Below are 16,677 nucleotides of genomic sequence, written 5' to 3'. Positions count from 1 at the left end.
CCCCGTTGGCGGGCTTTTTACTGCCTCCTGCCGGGTGGCGAGACGCCGCAGGCGAGTGGAAGGGGGGGGCCGCGCAGGCAAAGAAAAAGCCCGTCGCGATGACGGGCTTTTTGGGTAGGTACCCCGGAGATGCCGTTGCCGGTTTGGGCCCTTGAACCGTCGGTTCAAGGCGGAGATCTAATCTGGCCGCAGGCTTCTCGGTCGGGCCGAGCATGCTCAATAGCCAGAAGGCAGACCCCCTGTTTGGTATGAATATCGGCTCGGGGACTTGAACCGGCTGACAAACACTCCAGGGAATTTCAAAACTCGGTGCGATTAGGGCTGTTGCGCCTCTTCGCCGGATTCACCGTATTGTCCGTGCTCGATCAAGGCTGCTTCTATGGTGCGTTGCAGCATCTTGATCCGCTTGTCCATGGTCTCAGAGTATTGGTGGTTTTTCTCTTTTTCAAGGCAGAGCTCGTGACAGAAATTGAGTGCCGCCATGACGGCCAGCTGTTCGTTGCTGGAGACCTTGGAGCGTTGACGCAGCTCGATGAGCTTGTCGGTCAGCTGGTCGGCGGCCTGGCGCAGGGCATCCTGTTGTCCCAGGGGACAAGACACCTTGTAGGGACGTCCCAAAATGACGATTTCTACGGCCTCTATGCTCATGCCTTCCTCAATACGGCGGGGCTGATTTCCGCCTTTATCCACGTGGACAACTGGGCGGGACTATATAGCGCAGATGCAGAAGTTTCAAGGCCTTGCTGGCTCTGGGAAGGGGAGAATGCTAGGATCTCGGCCATAAATTCTGCATATTTGCCTGAACTTTGAGCGGATCCTAGATGAGCAAAACGACCCCCCTGAAATATGCGACCCTGGCCGACCTGATGGCACAGCACGAACTGATGGCGACGGCCGTCGAGGCCCATGGCGTGATCTGCGGCCTGGTGTGCGGTGGCGTGGCCCTGGACGACAAGAGCTGGCTGCCCCATTTCAACGATCTGATCAACGACGGTTTCGGGTTGCCGGCACCGGTGCGCCAGGTGATGACCGAGCTCTACCACGAGGTGATCGAGAGCCTGATGGCCCAGAAAGGGGTCGAGCTGCTGCTGCCAAGCGATGAGGCGCCGCTCGACGAGCGCATCGACTCGCTGGTGGACTGGTCCCAGGCCTTCCTGGCCGGCTTTGGCGTGGTGCAGCAGGAACTCTCCAAGGCCTCCGAGGAGTTGCAGGAGATGATCCAGGACATCGCCAGCATCACCCAGATCTCGGCGGAGTTCGATCAGGAGGATGACGAGAACGAGGCCTCCTTCCTGGTGCTCTACGAGCACGTGCGCCTGGGGGTCATGATGGCGTTCGAGGAGTTCGGCAAGCGTCCGGACTCGCCAAGCAGCCCGCCGACCCTGCACTGATCGCCCGCCCCGTCGGGATGTCTGACAAGAGAGCGCCACGAGGCGCTCTCCTTGTTTTGCCGGTCAGGGCCGCCATGACTCGCTAACTGACGGCGCCGAATCGGTTTTTTGCCCGTGGCTTCGCATCCTGCCTGCCGGCTTTGTGGTAGGATTGGTCCACGTTTTTCGTCCATGCCCTCTTCTCATGTCTCAATCTGATCTGGTTCACGTCGACGTGGCTATCGTCGGTGGCGGTATGAGCGGCGCCGTGCTGGCCCTCTCCCTCGCCGCCCTCAAGGGGCCGGACGCGGCCCCCCTGCAGATCCTGCTGCTGGAGGCGAGCGCCCCCGAGCTCAACCTTCACCCCGGTTTCGACGCCCGTGCCATCGCGCTCTCCGCCGGCACCTGCGAGGCCCTGGCCCGTCACGGGCTCTGGCCCCGTTTCGCCCCCCACTGCGCGCCCATCACCGACATCCATGTCTCGGATCGGGGCCACTGCGGCCAGGCCAGGCTGTCGGCGGTGGAATACGGTCTGGCTGCACTCGGCCAGGTGATCGAGCTCTCTGCGGCCGGCATCGAGTTGCAGCAGGCGATGGCGGCCACCCCGCAGATCCGGGTGTGTTGTCCGGCCCAGCTCGCGAACATAGAGCCCGAAGAGGAGGGGGTGATGCTGACCCTGGCCGATGGCGCGCGCTACCGCACCCGGCTGCTGGTGGCGGCCGATGGGGGTCACTCCTTCGTGCGCCAGCACTTCAAGATGCCGGTCAGTCGCCACGACTATGGCCAGAGTGCCGTCATCGCCACCGTCAAGACGGCCCAGGATCCCGCCGGGCGGGCCTTCGAGCGTTTCACCGACGGGGGGCCGCTCGCTCTGCTGCCCATGCAGGACGGGCTATCCTCCCTGGTCTGGAGCGTCCCGCGGGACGAGGCGCAGGCGTTGATGGGGCTGGACGATGCCGCCTTTCTCGCCCGTCTGCAGCAGGCCTTTGGCTGGCGTCTCGGGCGTTTCCAGCGCACCGGCGTGCGTCACCTCTATCCCCTGGTGCTGACGGTGGCCGATTATCCCCTGGCCCAGCGTACCGTGCTGGTGGGCAATGCCGCCCACCTGCTGCATCCCATCGCGGGTCAGGGCTTCAACCTCGGCATGCGCGACCTTGACCTGCTCACCCGCGCCGTCGGCCGGGCGCTCGCGGCGGGGGAGGACATCGGCAGCTTCGAGGTACTGAGCGGCTACTGGCAGTCGCGCCGGGAGGATCAGGCCCAGACCGTCTGGCTCACCTCCTCCCTGGCCCAGCTCTTCTCGAACCATCACGCTCCTCTGGTGGTGGGCCGCAACCTGGCGCTCTCCCTGATGGGCAGAGTGCCCTGGCTCAAGGCACCGCTGGCCTCCCGCACCCTGGGATTCGTCACCGACCTGTGTCGCCAATGAGGTGCGCGCCCCCGGCGGCGGACTCGACATATTTGAGGAGGGACGCCCGCGGGCGTGCCTCCGCTGATCCCGGTGATCAGCCACGAAAGGACATAAGAGAATGCAGATGCAAGAGGTAGATGTGGTGATCGTGGGGGGCGGCATGGTGGGCCTGGGGCTCGCCGCCGCCCTCAAGCAGAGCACACTCAGGGTGGCCGTGGTGGAAGGCCGGCTGCCGGATCCCGTGCTGGGGGCGGCGCCTGACAACAGGGTCAGCGCCCTGAGCCTCGCCAGCCAGCGGATCCTGCAGGGGGTCGGCGCCTGGGACGGCATAGCGGCGCGCCGCCTGCAGCCCTACGAGAGGATGCAGGTGTGGGAGCAGGACAGCTTCGGCCAGATCGCGTTCGATGCCGCCAGTTTGCGCCAGGGCGCCCTCGGCCACATCGTCGAGAACCGGGTGATCCAGCTCGCGCTGCTGGAAGCCATCGGCGGCGCAGGCAATATCCAGCTGCTGACCCCGGCCCGGGCCAAGAGCCTGCAGAGCAGTGCGGCGGGCGCCCTGCTGCTGCTCGAGGATGGCCGCGCCCTCTCGGCCAGCCTGGTGGTGGCCGCCGACGGCGCCCACTCCTGGGTGCGCCGCCAGGCGGACATTCCCCTCACCAGCTGGGATTATGGCCACCACGCCCTGGTGGCGACGGTACGTTGTGCCGAGCCCCACGAGGCGGTGGCGCGCCAGATCTTCACCCCCCAGGGGCCGCTCGCCTTCCTGCCCCTGTGGGAACCCGATCTCTGCTCCATCGTCTGGTCTGTGCCGGCCAAACGGGCCGAGGCGCTGTGCGCCCTGGATGACGAGCGGTTCAGCCGCCAGCTCACCGCCGCCTTCGATGGCAGGCTCGGGCTGTGCAAGGTGGAGGGGGCCCGCAGCGCCATTCCGCTCACCGCCCGCTACGCCCGCGACTTTGCCCGCGAGCGGCTGGTGCTGGTGGGGGATGCGGCCCACACCATACACCCGCTGGCGGGGCAGGGGGTGAATCTGGGCTTGCTGGATGCCGCCGCCCTGGCGGAGCAGATCCTCATTCATCACGGCAAGGGCGCGGACATCGGCCTGCACGCCAACCTGCGCGGGTACGAACGCTGGCGCAAGAGCGAGGCGGCCCGCATGCTGGCGGCCATGGAGGGGCTCAAGCGGCTGTTTGCAGGCAGCAACCCCCTCAAGAAGCTGGTGCGCGGGGTGGGGCTCTGTGCCGTCGACGCCCTCGGCCCCCTCAAGCAGGGCATGATCCGGGCCGCCATGGGGCTGGACGGGGAGCTGCCCGCCCTGGCCAAGGGTGAAAAAATCTAATCTTACCCCGGGGTTTTGACAATAAAACTAATCTGATGGGGCAGTATGCCCCCTCGTGGTGTCAGCCTTTAATGTTGGCAAGAAGCGAAACGTTTTTCCGTAAATTGTGACGAAACGGTAAAAATCAACATTAAATCTCGCCAATGTTCGGTTTGCACTGTTTTTATCACTGTTTTTGCCTTAGTGTCTGGTGTCAGTTTGTCAGGTGGGGATTAGTTTTTTTTGAGCGGCGCCCCGGCGCGCTTGTCATATAATCCGCACCGTTCAAGGAATCACTCCTGCCCGCCCGGGCGGGGACGAGCACAGAGCTTGTGGTCCGTTTTGCCCGACGTGCCGGGGCGGATTGCGAGTGTTGTCGCGAACGCTTAAGGAAACACAGCGATGATCCAGACTACTGTATTGCATCCGAAACACCTGGAAGCGGGTGCCAAGATGGTGGACTTCCACGGTTGGGAGATGCCCATCAACTACGGTTCCCAGTTGGAAGAGCACCACGCGGTGCGCACCGATGCAGGCATGTTCGATGTCTCCCACATGACCATCGTCGATTTGACCGGCGAGCGGGTCAAAGCCTTCCTGCAACACCTGCTGGCCAACGACGTGGCCAAACTCACCGTCCCCGGCAAGGCCCTCTACAGCGGCATGCTCAATCCGGAAGGCGGCGTCATCGATGACCTCATCACCTATTACCTGACCGATACCTTCTATCGCCTGGTGGTGAACTCCGCCACCCGCGAGAAGGATCTGGCCTGGATCCGCCACCACGCCATCGACTTCGCCGTGAGCGTGACCGAGCGCCCCGAGCTCGCCATGATCGCCGTACAGGGCCCCAACGCCAAGGCCAAGGCGGCCAAGGTGTTCACCCCTGAGCAGAATGCCGCGGTTGAGGGCATGAAGCCCTTCTTCGGCGTGCAGGCAGGGGATCTCTTCATCGCCACCACAGGCTATACCGGTGAAGATGGCTACGAGATAGTGGTGCCCCAAGAGAAGGCGTGCGATCTGTGGCAGGCCCTGCTGGACAACGGCGTGGCCCCCTGCGGCCTGGGTGCTCGCGATACCCTGCGCCTTGAGGCCGGCATGAACCTCTACGGCCAGGACATGGACGAGTCAATCTCTCCGCTCGCCGCCAACATGGCCTGGACCCTGGCCTGGGAACCCAGCGATCGCCAGTTTATCGGCCGCGCCGCCCTGGAGGCCCAGAAGGCTGCCGGCAACCAGCCCAAGCTGGTGGGCCTGGTGATGGAGGAGAAGGGCGTGCTGCGCAGCGGCATGCCGGTCACCTTCACCAGCGAGAGCGGCGAAGTGCGTGAAGGGGTGATCACTTCCGGCTCCTTCTCGCCGACCCTGGGTTACAGCATCGCCTTGGCGCGGGTGCCCCGCGATATCGGCGAACAGGCCCAGGTGGAGATCCGCAAGAAGCTGGTCACCGTGAAAGTCACCAAGCCGGCCTTCGTGCGCAACGGCCAGCCCCTAGTGTCATGATTCATTGCGGCGAGGGGCGTCCCTTCGCCGACCCATTTTTGTTGAAGCGATCCAAGAGCATAAAGGAAGCACAAATGAGCCATATCCCGAGCGAACTGAAATATGCCACCTCCCACGAGTGGGTCCGTGTCGAAGCCAACGGCGAAGCCGTGGTCGGTATCACCGAGCACGCCCAGGATCTGCTGGGTGACATGGTGTTCGTCGATCTGCCGGAAGTGGGCAAGCAGGTGAGCGCCGGTGAAGATTGCGCCGTGGCGGAGTCCGTCAAGGCCGCCTCCGACATCTACAGCCCGGTGAGCGGCGAGATCCTGGCCGTCAACGAAGAGCTGGAAGGCAGCCCCGAGCTGGTCAACTCCGACCCCTATGGCGCCGGCTGGCTGTTCCGCATCAAGCTGGACGACGCGGGCGAGCTCGCCAACCTGCTGGATGCCGACGGCTACCAGAACGTGGTGGACGAAGAGTAATGCCCCCGGGCCCTGCCAACACAGCAGGGCCCTCTTGTATGACTGCCATCCTGCGGCCATGGAGGTTGCAGGAAGGGCGCAGCCTCTGCGCCTTCGGGATGCCCTTGCCGCATCCCCCGTCTGCCTGCGGCGGACAGAGAACATGAGTGGAGCCGGTATCTGCCGGCTATCAGGAACATCAGGTCTTGGTTATCAGGCCTTCATACCAGGACTTATTTACCAGGAAATAGGGAAATGACCCAGTCACTGTTTGAACTCGAGCAAAAAACCGATTTCATCCGCCGCCACATAGGCCCGGGTGAGGAAGAGATGCGCGCCCTGCTCGCCACCGTGGGCGCCGAGAGCCTGGACGATCTGATTGAGCAGACGGTCCCCGCCGCCATCCGCCGCCCGGGCCCGCTCGGTGTCGGCGCCCCCATGACCGAGGTGGAGGCCCTGGCCAAGCTCAAGGGCTATGCCGCCCAGAACCAGATCGCCAAGAGCTACATCGGCATGGGCTATCACGACACCCATGTACCCCACGTCATCCTGCGCAACGTGCTGGAAAACCCGGGCTGGTACACCGCCTACACCCCCTATCAGCCCGAGCTGGCCCAGGGCCGCCTCGAGGCGCTGCTGAACTTCCAGCAGCTCACCCTGGATCTGACCGGCATGGATCTGGCGAGCGCCTCCCTGCTCGATGAAGCCACCGCCGCCGCCGAAGCCATGGCGCTGGCCAAGCGCATGGCGAAATCCAAGTCCAACCTCTTCTTCGTGGCCGACGACGTGCACCCCCAGGTGATCGACGTGGTCAAGGAGCGCGCGGTGCACTTCGGTTTCGACGTGGTCGTCGGCCCGGCGGGCGAGGCGGTGAGCGAAGAGGTGTTCGGTGCCATGTTCCAGTACCCGTCCACCACCGGCAATGTGACCGATCTGCGTTCCCTCATTGCAGCCGTCCAGGCCCAGAAGGGGCTGGCCTGCGTCGGCGCCGACCTGCTCTCCCTGCTGCTGCTCACCTCCCCGGGTGAACTGGGCGCCGACGTGGTGTTCGGCAGTGCCCAGCGCTTCGGCGTGCCCATGGGGTACGGCGGCCCCCACGCGGCGTTTTTCGCCACCCGCGATGCCTACAAGCGCTCCATGCCGGGCCGCATCATCGGCGTCTCCAAGGATGCCCGCGGCAAGGCCGCCCTGCGCATGGCCATGCAGACCCGCGAGCAGCACATCCGCCGCGAGAAGGCCAACTCCAACATCTGTACCGCCCAGGTGCTGCTGGCCAACATGGCGAGCTTCTACGCCGTCTATCACGGCCCTGTGGGGCTCAAGACCATCGCCTCCCGCGTCCATCGTCTGACCACGATCCTGGCGCTCGGCCTGAAAGCCAAGGGCGTGGCCCTCAAGCACGACAGCTGGTTCGATACCCTCACAGTCCTGACGTCGGACAAGGCGGCGCTGATTGCCAAGGCCGAAGGGCTCGGCATCAACCTGCGCGCGGATCTCGACGGCGCTGTGGGGGTGTCGCTCTCCGAGACCACCACCCGGGGTGACGTGGCCGAGCTGTTCGACCTCTTCCTGGGACAAGGCCATGGCCTGGATGTGGAGGCGCTGGACAAGGCGGCCCAGACTCATCACGCCATCCCGCAGGCGCTGCTGCGCACCGATGCCGTGCTGACCCACGAGGTGTTCAACAAGTACCACTCCGAGACCGAGATGCTGCGCTACATCCACCGTCTCGAAGCGAAAGATCTGGCCCTCAACTATGCCATGATTTCCCTCGGCTCCTGCACCATGAAGCTCAACGCCACCGCCGAGATGATCCCGGTGACCTGGCCCGAGTTTGGCAAGCTGCACCCCTTCGCGCCGCTCAAGCAGGCCAGGGGCTACCAGCTGCTGCTGGCAGATCTGGAAGACTGGCTGGTGAAGGTGACCGGCTACGATGCGGTCTGCATGCAGCCCAACTCCGGCGCCCAGGGGGAATACGCGGGCCTGCTCGCCATCAAGAAATACCACGAGTCCCGCGGCGAGGGGCATCGCGACGTCTGCCTGATCCCGGCTTCCGCCCACGGCACCAACCCGGCCTCCGCCCAGATGGCGGGCCTCAAGGTGATCGTCACCGCCTGTGACAAGGCCGGCAACGTGGACTTGGACGACCTGCGTGCCAAGGCTGCCGAGGTGGGTGACCAGCTCTCCTGCCTGATGGTGACCTATCCCTCCACCCACGGGGTGTACGAGGAGACCATCAAGGAGGTGTGCGACATCGTTCACCAGTACGGCGGTCAGGTCTATCTGGACGGCGCCAACATGAACGCGCAGGTCGGGCTGACGGCGCCAGGCTTTATCGGGGCGGACGTGTCGCATCTCAACCTGCACAAGACCTTCGCCATCCCCCACGGCGGTGGCGGTCCGGGCATGGGCCCCATCGGCGTGAAGAAACACCTGGCACCCTTTGTGGCCGGTCACGCCGTGGTCAAGACCGACAAGGAGAGCCGTGACAACGGCGCCGTGTCTGCCGCCCCGTTCGGCTCGGCCAGCATCCTGCCCATCAGCTGGATGTATATCGCCATGCTGGGTGACGAGGGGCTGAAGAAATCCACCCAGGTGGCCATCCTCAACGCCAACTACCTGGCCAAGAAGCTCGGCGAGTCCTTCCCCGTGCTCTATACAGGTCGCAACGGTCGGGTGGCCCACGAGTGCATCCTGGACATCCGCCCGCTCAAAGAAGCCAGTGGCATCAGCGAGATGGACGTGGCCAAGCGCCTGATGGACTACGGCTTCCACGCGCCGACCATGAGCTTCCCGGTGGCGGGCACCCTGATGGTCGAGCCGACCGAATCCGAATCCAAGCGCGAGCTGGATCGCTTCGTGGAAGCCATGACCGCCATCCGCGCCGAGATCGCCCGGGTGCAGGACGGTCACTGGAGCCTCGCCGACAACCCCCTGGTCCATGCGCCGCACACCCAGGACGACGTGATGGATGCAGAGTGGAACCGTGGCTACAGCCGTGCCGAGGCGGTTTTCCCGTCCGACGCCGTGCGCGCCGCTAAGCTGTGGCCGTCGGTCAACCGCATCGACGATGTCTATGGCGATCGCAACCTGTTCTGCTCCTGCGTGCCCACCGAGGATTACGCCAAGTAATCGCGGCGCAGTAGGACTGACAGCCAATATGCACAAGGCCACCCCCAGGGGTGGCCTTGTTGTGTGTGGCGCCCGCGCGAACGGGCTACTCGCCCCGGCGCGCCGCCTCGATGGTGGCAATATCAATCTTGCCCATTTGCATCATGGCCTCGAAGGCGCGTCTCGCTGCCTCGGGATCGGGATCGCTTATCGCCTCGATGAGGACCTGGGGGGTGATCTGCCAGGAGATGCCCCACCTGTCCTGGCACCAGCCGCACTCGCTCGCCTGACCGCCGCTGTCGATGATGGCGTGCCAGTAGCGATCCGTTTCGGCCTGGCTCTGGGTGGCCACCTGAAACGAGAAGGCCCAGTTGTGGTTGACCCCGGGCCCGCCGTTGAGGCCGAGGCAGGGGATCCCCATCACGCTGAACTCGACCGTCAGCACGTCCCCTTTCTTGCCGGCGGGATAGTCGGCCGGGGCCCGGTGTACGGCACCGACGGTGGAGTAGGGGAAGGTTAGGGCGTAGAAGTGCGCCGCCTCTTCGGCATCCCCGTCGTACCAGAGGCAGATCCGGTTCTTTGCAGCTTGCGTCATCTCATTTCTCCGTTGAAAACAGCGGAACAGTTGCCGGCCAGGCGTTGCTATTGGGCCGGAGGGGCGGCCGATACGGACGCCGCCTCGGTGGCGTCGACGGCGGCACTCAGTGCCTCGTTGAACTGATCCAGTTGCGCCCTGGCTTGATTGGCCTGCTCCGCCTGGAGTTTTCCGGTGGTTGCCGCCGTGCTGAGCAATTCGCCGCCGCACCCGGTCAACAGGGCAGCGATGAGTGGCAGCAGGTATCTGGATGTCGACATGGATCCCCCGTACGGTCTGGTGGTCAATGGTGTGCGCCTCCCTCGGCGAGGCCGTTCAGGGTTGAGTGTAGTGCCAGAGTGAATAGGGAAGCTCGAAGAGGCGTCAATCCCTTCCGTCTCACTCCGTCATGGGTCAATGCCTCATCACAGTGGCCTCTGCCAGGTTAAAGCCTTGTCCTAGCTTGAATGCCCTGCCCTTGCGGTCTGGCTGTCGCGACCACTCTACCAGTTCCCGATGAGCCCATGCTCAAGGGGGATATCATCAAGGCGCAGTGCATGGCACGCGCCGATGCTGACGGAACTTACCCTGGCCGATACCGTTTTTTTGTGGCAGTCAAGTGCCCTCATGCGGTTGCCCCGACTCTGGATGTTGGTGCAGGATGCCTTAACGGCATCATGCGACTCGCGTGATCCACCACAAGGAGCGAGCGATGGACAGTACCCAGCGATTCTCGACCCGGGTCGAGGCCTATGTGAAATACCGCCCCGGTTATCCCGCGGCCATGCTGGATTTTCTGGCCCGCGACTTGGCCATGGGGCCCGAGGCCCAGGTGGCCGATATCGGCGCGGGCACCGGCATCCTGACGGCCCTGCTGGCGCCCCGGGTGGCGCGAGTCTGGGCGGTGGAGCCCAATGACGAGATGCGGGCGGCCGCCAGACGGCTGCTGGCGGATGTGGGCAACGTCGGCTGGTCCCACGGCAGTGCGGAGGCCACCGGCCTGCCGGCGGGCTCGGTGGATCTGGTGACGGTCGCCCAGGCGTTTCACTGGTTCGATCGCACAGCCTTCCGACTGGAGTGCCAGCGCCTGCTCAAACCCGGTGGCCGGGTCGCCCTCATCTGGAACGATCGGCTGATGAACACCCCGTTTCTCGAGGCGTACGAGGAGGGGCTGCACGCCTACTCGGGGGATTACGAGGAGGTCAATCACCGCAACCTGGGCGAGACGGATTTTCGTGCCTTCTTCGAGGGGGAGTATCGGCTCGATCGCTTCGAGAACCAGCAGCTGTTCGATCTCGACGGCGTGCTGGGGCGGCTCAACTCCTCCTCCTATGCCCCAGCCGTCGGCACCCGGGCCCACGATCAGATGACGGCGCTCATCCGCCGTGCGTTTGAGCGCCATGCAGTGAACGGCAAGATAGCGTTCAACTATTGCACCCTGGTCTACAGCGGCCGGGTATAGCGAAGCGCGAGTGGAAGGGGGCGGGAGGACGGCCGGGCCGTCGATCGCCTGCCCCTGTGTCGGCGCTTTTCCTGGCCCGGAGATCAGCGCCGTCGCCCAGGTTTTTCCTTGACCAGAAAACACTCAGCATCTCCCTGTTTTATCAGATAAAACCGCATTTACCCCCCAAATCTGCCTGAATCGTGCTTGAACAAGGCCGCGAAAGGATTCGCCCTCTCGAAAGTGATAACGGCATACTGCGCGCCTTTTGATGGCAGCCCTGTCGGTATCTCGGGGCAAGCGAAAAGGGTAATGGGCAGGATCCAGGGTATGTTGACGTTCAGACGCACGCAGAAAAATTTCACCTTCATCACGGGCTATCTCTGGCTGCTGGCCTTGCCGATGCTGCTCGGGATTGGCGGCCTGTTTGCCCTGTCGGTCTACAACCACGGCGTGGTCGTGGAGCAGAAACTGGCCAGCCTGAACGGCATGGCGGTGGTGACGGAAGACAGGATGCTCGACCACCTCGAGCAGCTGATGTCCGTCGAGGTCACGGCGGACCTGCTGACCCCAGTGTTCTCCTCGAGCGAGGCCAGGCAGGTGTATCGCGAGCGGTGGGGCAACATGGCGGCCCTCGATCCCCTGGTGACCCTGATCTTTCATGCCGATTCGAACGGCTATTTCTTCTCCGGCAGCAAAGAGGCGGACCAGGCCTGGGTCAATGCCAGGGCCAATGTGCGATCCAGAGCCTGGTTCAAGGGGGCGCTGGAGGCCCGGACGTTTTACTGGACCCCGGCCTATCAGGACATCTTGACGGGCGACTACATCCTGACCCTGGCTCATCGTCTGACGGATGGCCGGCAGCAGGGTGAGCAGGGGGAGCGGGTCATCGGCATCGACGTGAACGTTGCACAGTGGTCCAAGATGCTCAGGGACATGCTGTATGGGGACAATGCCGTGAGCCACATGGTGATTGACCGGCGCACCCACCAGATCCTGGTGAGTTCCCAGTCGGCCTACAACGGCCAGATCCTGCAGGCCCCCTGGCTGGCGCGCCTGACGGCGCACTCCGGCTCCTTCTACTCGGACCCTGGCAACGAATACGTGGCCTACGCCACCCTGCCGGACCGGGAGCACTGGATGGCCATCACGGTACAGCCAAGGCGAGACTCGGTTGCCGCCATGGGGGGAGGCCTGGCGCTCGGGCTGCTGGTCATTGCCAGCGCCCTCTTCATCACCATGTCGGCCTTCTTCCGCCTGCGCCTGCTGGTGCTCATCGACAACCTGGCCGGCCGGATCCGTCGACTCGGTGCCGGCTCGCGAGAGGCTCGGCCGGTGAGCGTGCTGCCCGCCTTCCCGGAGATGGCCTTGCTGGATCAGGAGCTGGATCAGGTGTCAGATCACCTGCAAGAGTCCTTTGACCTGGCCCACAGGGACGCACTCACCGGCAGCTACAATCGGCGGTTTCTGGATCAGCGTCTGCGCCAGCTGCACGAGGAGGGGAACAGCTTTGTCCTGGCCCTGGTCGACCTGGACAATTTCAAGCAGCTCAACGACGTCTACGGCCATGCCGGCGGCGATGCGGCGCTGTGCCGTTGTGTCGAGCTGGGACAGACGTTACTGGGGGAGGGGGTCTTACTGTGCCGCTACGGTGGCGAGGAGCTGGTGGCCCTCTTCGAGCAGCACTCGCTGGCAGAGGCCGAGCGGCTGATGGAGTTGTGGCGGTGCCAGCTCAGCGAGCAGAAATGGCGGGAGAAGGGGATGCGGGTCACCTTCAGCGCCGGTATCGGCACCAGCCAGGGACGATCCCCCGAGGTGCTGATAGCCCTGGTCGACAAGGCGATGTATCAGGCCAAGCGTGCCGGCAAGAACCGCATCCATCGCATCGAGGAGGCATAGGTAGCGAGCGTCTGCCTGCCGCCACCCCGCTCATGACAAGGCCCTCGCCACGGGGGACGAGGGCCTTGTGTCAAGTGGGCTGCCTGCCACATCGGTGCGATGCAGGGCAGACCGTCGCGCGGCGAGCCGGCGACTAGCCCTCGTCGATGCCGAGAATGGCCATGGCCTTGGCCAGGCTATCGACGGATTCCTGATGTTTGCCTGCCTTGTGCAGGCTCTCTCCTTCGGCCCTGAGCTGCTTCACCTCGGCCAGCCGCTCGGCGCTGAGCGCCGGGTTTGTGGCCAGGGCGTCATCGATCTTCTTCATGTCCATGGGACAGTGGAAGGCGAGGGCGCTGGCGGAGAAGAGCAAAGTTGCCAACAACAGCGTGAGTCTCATCTTGACGACCTCCATGATGGGATCCCGTTAAGGATAGCCTCTCAAAAATGGGGGCGGTCGGTTGAAGTGGGCAAGAAACAGACGCTACCATGACCGTTTTACCCCGAGGGGAGGCGTCATGGCACTCACGAGATTGTTCTCACCCCTGACCAGTCTGGTGGTCTTCATCCTGGGTCACGGCCTGTTCAACACCCTGCTGACGGTGCGCCTCTCCGCCGAGCAGGTGTCCGCCCAGGCCATCGGCCTGGTGTCGGCGGCCTACTTCGGCGGCCTGGTGCTGGGGGCCTTCGTCAACGCCCGTCTCATCATACGGGTGGGCCACATCCGGGCCTATGCGGCCTATGCCTCCCTGCTCTGCTTCCTGTTTCTGCTTCACGGCATGGTGGTGGATCCCATCGCCTGGACCGTGCTGCGGCTGGTGGGGGGCTTTGCCACCGGCGGGATCTTCGTGGTGCTGGAGTCCTGGATGCTGGTTTCCAGCACCCCGGCCAACCGGGGACGGCTGATGTCCCTCTACATGATCCTGCTCTATGGCTCCCTGGCGATGGGGCAACAGCTGCTCAAGTGGGTGGACCCCATGGTGCTGACCCCTTTCGCCCTGTGCGCCATGGCGGCGACCCTGTCGGTGGTGCCCCTGGCGCTATCCCGGGTATCGACCCCGGCCATGGTGGCCCCCCAACGGGTCGGGGTGCGGGAGCTGGTGCGCCTCACTCCGGCGGGGATGGGCAGCAGTTTCACCTCGGGCCTGGTGCTCGGTGCCATCTACGGCCTGTTGCCGCTCTATTTTACCGACAGCGGTGCCACGCTCTCGCGGGTGGCGGACATGATGGCGTTGGTGATCCTGGGGGGCATGTGCCTGCAATACCCCATAGGCCGGATGTCCGACCGCCATGACAGGCGGCTGGTGATCCTGCTGCTGTGCAGCGCGCTGACCCTGCTCGCCCTCATGATGGCGCTGCTGCCAGGCGCCTGGCGCGCGCCGATCGAGGGAGGCCTGATCTTTCTGCTGGGGGGGATGGCGTTCTCCATCTACCCCTTGAGCCTCAGCCACGCCTGCGACGAGTTGCGCCCGGATCAGGTGCTGGGGGCCAACCAGGGGCTGCTGCTCGCCTACAGCCTGGGGGCCATGATAGGGCCGCTGCTGGCCCCCTCGGTCATGGGGCTGTTCGGGCTGCAGGGGCTGTTCGTCTACTTCGCCCTGTGCGGCCTGCTGCTGGCGGGGTATCTGGGCTGGCGCAGGCGGCAGCGGGCCCCCATTCCGCTGGCGGAACACCAGGTGTTCATGCCGGTGCCCCCCAACACCCCCATGACGGCGGAGCTGGAGCCGAGAACGGATCTGGCAGGGGAGGCGGTACCCGCGAGTTATGCCGCGCCTGACGCAGAAGAGAGGACGATAAGGGAAGAGGTGCAGGAGAGGGACGCGCCGCGGGGGCGTTGAAGGCTGCCGGCCCAACGACGGGGATAAAAAAGCCGACTCAGGGAGTCGGCTTTTTGCTGGCGGAGCCTATCAGGCGGTCACGGCCTCTGCCTTGGCGGCCTCGGGGGCCGGCGTGCGGATGAGGTAATCGAACGCCCCCAGGGCGGCGGTGGCACCGGCCCCCATGGAGATGATGATCTGCTTGAACGGCACTGTGGTGGCATCCCCTGCGGCGTAGACGCCGGGCAGGGAGGTGGCGCCCTTGGTGTCGATCTCGATCTCGCCGAAGCGGGTCAGGGCCACCTCGCTCCCTTTCAGGAACTCGGTGTTCGGGACCAGGCCGATCTGGACGAAGATGCCGGCCACGGCGAGGTGCTTGATCTCGCCCGTGGTGCGATCCTCGTAATCCATGCCCACCACCTTGCTGCCGTCACCGATCACCTCGGTGGTGCGGGCGCTCATGATGATGTCGATGTTGCCCATGGAGCGGGCCTTCTTCTGCAGCACGTCGTCGGCGCGCAGGGTATCGGCGAACTCCACTACTGTGACGTGTTCGACGATGCCGGCCAGATCGATGGCCGCCTCGATGCCGGAGTTACCGCCACCGATCACCGCGACCCGCTTGCCCTTGAAGAAGGGGCCGTCGCAGTGGGGGCAGTAGGCCACGCCCTTGGTGCGGTATTCCACCTCACCCGGCACGTTTAGGTCACGCCAGCGGGCGCCGGTCGCCAGGATCACGGCGCGGCTCTTCAGGGTGGCACCGGAGGCGAGATCCACGTTGACGTAGCCATCCTTGCTGATGGCGGCGGCGCGCTGCTCGGTGATCACTTCCACGCCGTACTGCTTGACGTGCTGCTCCAGGCTGGCGGCGAGCTTGGGGCCTTCGGTGTAGGGCACGGAGATGAAGTTCTCGATGCCGACGGTGTCCATCACCTGGCCGCCGAAGCGCTCGGCGACGATGGCGGTGCGAATGCCTTTACGGGCGGCATAGATGGCCGCCGCGGCGCCGGCCGGGCCACCGCCCACCACCAGCACGTCGTAAGGCGCTTTTTCGCTCAGCTCGGCGGCCTTGCGCTCGGCGGCGCCGGTGTCGAGCTTGGCGACGATCTCTTCCAGCGAAATGCGGCCCTGGCTGAACGGCTGGCCGTTCAGGTAGACGTTCGGGACCGCCATGATCTGGCGCTCGTTCACCTCGTCCTGGAACAGGGCACCGTCGATCATGGTGTGGCTGATGCCCGGGTTCAGGGTGGCCATCAGGTTCAGGGCCTGTACCACGTCCGGGCAGTTGTGACAGGAGAGGGAGATGTAGGTCTCGAAGTGGAACTCACCCTTCAGGTTCCTGACCTGCTCCAGCACGGCCGGATCGGCCTTGGAGGGGTGGCCGCCGCTTTGCAGCAGGGCGAGCACTAGGGAGGTGAATTCATGACCCATGGGAATGCCGGCAAAGTGCACGCGCGGGGCTTGCCCCTGGGGCGCGATGCTCATGGAAGGCTTGCGGGCGGCAGTACCATCGGTCAGGGAAATCTTGGGGGACATCTCGGCTATCTCGGTGGCCAATGCCAGGAGCTCTGCGGATTTGTCGCTGTCGTTGCCGGACACGCTGATCTCGATGGGATTGACGATGTACTGCAGGTAACCGTTGAGTTGTTGTTTGAGGTTGGTATCTAACATGGTCGAATTCCTTCTGTCTGAATGCGGGTCGGCGGTATGGCTGAATACTGAAAAGACTGTGCCGAAAAGCAGGCCGTCACCCTTGAGCTAGGCCGGAAAACAGACCGGCCCTGAAACGGGCCGGTCTTTGGAGCGGGGAG

At 64.5% G+C, this 16,677-nt stretch carries 14 protein-coding genes and 1 other RNA gene; 9 read left to right on the top strand and 6 right to left on the bottom strand.

Annotated elements, in window-relative coordinates:
* Nucleotides 1-116 precede the first annotated feature (116 nt).
* A non-coding RNA gene (gene ssrS / locus I6L39_RS18515) (6S RNA) lies at nucleotides 117-299 on the bottom strand.
* A gap of 16 nt (nucleotides 300-315) precedes the next feature.
* Nucleotides 316-648 carry a cell division protein ZapA gene (gene zapA, locus I6L39_RS18510; RefSeq protein ID WP_042076205.1) on the bottom strand — a complete coding sequence of 111 codons (333 nt, stop codon included), beginning with the start codon at nucleotides 646-648 and terminating at the stop codon, nucleotides 316-318.
* A 173-nt stretch (nucleotides 649-821) separates the two neighbouring features.
* Between zapA and I6L39_RS18505 the strand changes: the two genes are divergently transcribed.
* The 6 genes from I6L39_RS18505 to gcvP all read left to right on the top strand — a co-directional run bounded on the left by I6L39_RS18505 (nucleotide 822) and on the right by gcvP (nucleotide 9,177).
* Nucleotides 822-1,391 (top strand): UPF0149 family protein, encoded by a 570-nt coding sequence (locus I6L39_RS18505; protein WP_216990464.1) that lies wholly within the window; start codon nucleotides 822-824, stop codon nucleotides 1,389-1,391.
* A 184-nt stretch (nucleotides 1,392-1,575) separates the two neighbouring features.
* A complete protein-coding gene (gene ubiH / locus I6L39_RS18500) occupies nucleotides 1,576-2,799 on the top strand; it encodes a 2-octaprenyl-6-methoxyphenyl hydroxylase (protein ID WP_216990463.1) in 1,224 nt (407 codons plus the stop codon).
* A gap of 100 nt (nucleotides 2,800-2,899) precedes the next feature.
* Nucleotides 2,900-4,120 carry an FAD-dependent 2-octaprenylphenol hydroxylase gene (locus I6L39_RS18495; RefSeq protein ID WP_216990462.1) on the top strand — a complete coding sequence of 407 codons (1,221 nt, stop codon included), beginning with the start codon at nucleotides 2,900-2,902 and terminating at the stop codon, nucleotides 4,118-4,120.
* Between the two features lie 381 nt (nucleotides 4,121-4,501).
* Entirely contained in the window at nucleotides 4,502-5,602 is a 1,101-nt protein-coding gene (gene gcvT / locus I6L39_RS18490) for a glycine cleavage system aminomethyltransferase GcvT (RefSeq protein WP_216990461.1), read from the top strand.
* A gap of 74 nt (nucleotides 5,603-5,676) precedes the next feature.
* A complete protein-coding gene (gene gcvH / locus I6L39_RS18485; RefSeq protein ID WP_042076214.1) occupies nucleotides 5,677-6,066 on the top strand; it encodes a glycine cleavage system protein GcvH in 390 nt (129 codons plus the stop codon).
* A 234-nt stretch (nucleotides 6,067-6,300) separates the two neighbouring features.
* Nucleotides 6,301-9,177, top strand: coding sequence for an aminomethyl-transferring glycine dehydrogenase (gcvP, locus tag I6L39_RS18480; protein ID WP_216990460.1), 2,877 nt, complete (start codon nucleotides 6,301-6,303; stop codon nucleotides 9,175-9,177).
* 85 nt (nucleotides 9,178-9,262) lie between these two features.
* Here gcvP and I6L39_RS18475 read toward each other — a convergent pair whose 3' ends face one another.
* Both I6L39_RS18475 and I6L39_RS18470 read right to left on the bottom strand, forming a co-directional pair.
* On the bottom strand, nucleotides 9,263-9,751 hold the full coding sequence (locus I6L39_RS18475) for a VOC family protein (RefSeq protein WP_216990459.1): 489 nt from the start codon (nucleotides 9,749-9,751) through the stop codon (nucleotides 9,263-9,265).
* A 47-nt stretch (nucleotides 9,752-9,798) separates the two neighbouring features.
* Nucleotides 9,799-10,011 (bottom strand): hypothetical protein, encoded by a 213-nt coding sequence (locus I6L39_RS18470; protein WP_157005364.1) that lies wholly within the window; start codon nucleotides 10,009-10,011, stop codon nucleotides 9,799-9,801.
* A 431-nt stretch (nucleotides 10,012-10,442) separates the two neighbouring features.
* On the opposite strand from I6L39_RS18470, the gene I6L39_RS18465 reads away from it, so the two are divergent.
* On the top strand, nucleotides 10,443-11,192 hold the full coding sequence (locus I6L39_RS18465) for a class I SAM-dependent methyltransferase (RefSeq protein ID WP_216990458.1): 750 nt from the start codon (nucleotides 10,443-10,445) through the stop codon (nucleotides 11,190-11,192).
* Between the two features lie 309 nt (nucleotides 11,193-11,501).
* On the top strand, nucleotides 11,502-13,070 hold the full coding sequence (locus tag I6L39_RS18460) for a diguanylate cyclase (protein WP_216990457.1): 1,569 nt from the start codon (nucleotides 11,502-11,504) through the stop codon (nucleotides 13,068-13,070).
* Nucleotides 13,071-13,203: 133 nt separating this feature from the next.
* On the opposite strand, the gene I6L39_RS18455 is transcribed toward I6L39_RS18460, so the two are convergent.
* Nucleotides 13,204-13,449, bottom strand: coding sequence for a hypothetical protein (locus tag I6L39_RS18455; RefSeq protein ID WP_042076661.1), 246 nt, complete (start codon nucleotides 13,447-13,449; stop codon nucleotides 13,204-13,206).
* Nucleotides 13,450-13,567: 118 nt separating this feature from the next.
* Here I6L39_RS18455 and I6L39_RS18450 point away from each other — a divergent pair, with 118 nt between their 5' ends.
* A complete protein-coding gene (locus I6L39_RS18450; protein ID WP_216990456.1) occupies nucleotides 13,568-14,887 on the top strand; it encodes an MFS transporter in 1,320 nt (439 codons plus the stop codon).
* Between the two features lie 69 nt (nucleotides 14,888-14,956).
* Here the strand turns inward: I6L39_RS18450 and ahpF are convergent, their stop codons facing one another.
* On the bottom strand, nucleotides 14,957-16,537 hold the full coding sequence (gene ahpF, locus I6L39_RS18445; RefSeq protein ID WP_216990455.1) for an alkyl hydroperoxide reductase subunit F: 1,581 nt from the start codon (nucleotides 16,535-16,537) through the stop codon (nucleotides 14,957-14,959).
* Between the last annotated feature and the right edge of the window lie 140 nt (nucleotides 16,538-16,677).

The sequence above is a fragment of the Aeromonas sp. FDAARGOS 1409 genome (genome assembly GCF_019048705.1).
Classification (GTDB): Bacteria; Pseudomonadota; Gammaproteobacteria; order Enterobacterales; family Aeromonadaceae; genus Aeromonas; species Aeromonas sanarellii.
Note: the sequence above shows the minus strand (reverse complement) of the source record. Positions and strands in the feature narration are given on the sequence as shown.

Excerpts from the sequence above, each read along its gene's own strand:
- zapA (WP_042076205.1), bottom strand. The coding sequence starts at position 648 with ATGAGCATAGAGGCCGTAGAAATCGTCATTTTGGGACGTCCCTACAAG.
- I6L39_RS18505 (WP_216990464.1), top strand. The coding sequence starts at position 822 with ATGAGCAAAACGACCCCCCTGAAATATGCGACCCTGGCCGACCTGATG.
- ubiH (WP_216990463.1), top strand. The coding sequence starts at position 1,576 with ATGTCTCAATCTGATCTGGTTCACGTCGACGTGGCTATCGTCGGTGGC.
- I6L39_RS18495 (WP_216990462.1), top strand. The coding sequence starts at position 2,900 with ATGCAGATGCAAGAGGTAGATGTGGTGATCGTGGGGGGCGGCATGGTG.
- gcvT (WP_216990461.1), top strand. The coding sequence starts at position 4,502 with ATGATCCAGACTACTGTATTGCATCCGAAACACCTGGAAGCGGGTGCC.
- gcvH (WP_042076214.1), top strand. The coding sequence starts at position 5,677 with ATGAGCCATATCCCGAGCGAACTGAAATATGCCACCTCCCACGAGTGG.
- gcvP (WP_216990460.1), top strand. The coding sequence starts at position 6,301 with ATGACCCAGTCACTGTTTGAACTCGAGCAAAAAACCGATTTCATCCGC.
- I6L39_RS18475 (WP_216990459.1), bottom strand. The coding sequence starts at position 9,751 with ATGACGCAAGCTGCAAAGAACCGGATCTGCCTCTGGTACGACGGGGAT.
- I6L39_RS18470 (WP_157005364.1), bottom strand. The coding sequence starts at position 10,011 with ATGTCGACATCCAGATACCTGCTGCCACTCATCGCTGCCCTGTTGACC.
- I6L39_RS18465 (WP_216990458.1), top strand. The coding sequence starts at position 10,443 with ATGGACAGTACCCAGCGATTCTCGACCCGGGTCGAGGCCTATGTGAAA.
- I6L39_RS18460 (WP_216990457.1), top strand. The coding sequence starts at position 11,502 with ATGTTGACGTTCAGACGCACGCAGAAAAATTTCACCTTCATCACGGGC.
- I6L39_RS18455 (WP_042076661.1), bottom strand. The coding sequence starts at position 13,449 with ATGAGACTCACGCTGTTGTTGGCAACTTTGCTCTTCTCCGCCAGCGCC.
- I6L39_RS18450 (WP_216990456.1), top strand. The coding sequence starts at position 13,568 with ATGGCACTCACGAGATTGTTCTCACCCCTGACCAGTCTGGTGGTCTTC.
- ahpF (WP_216990455.1), bottom strand. The coding sequence starts at position 16,537 with ATGTTAGATACCAACCTCAAACAACAACTCAACGGTTACCTGCAGTAC.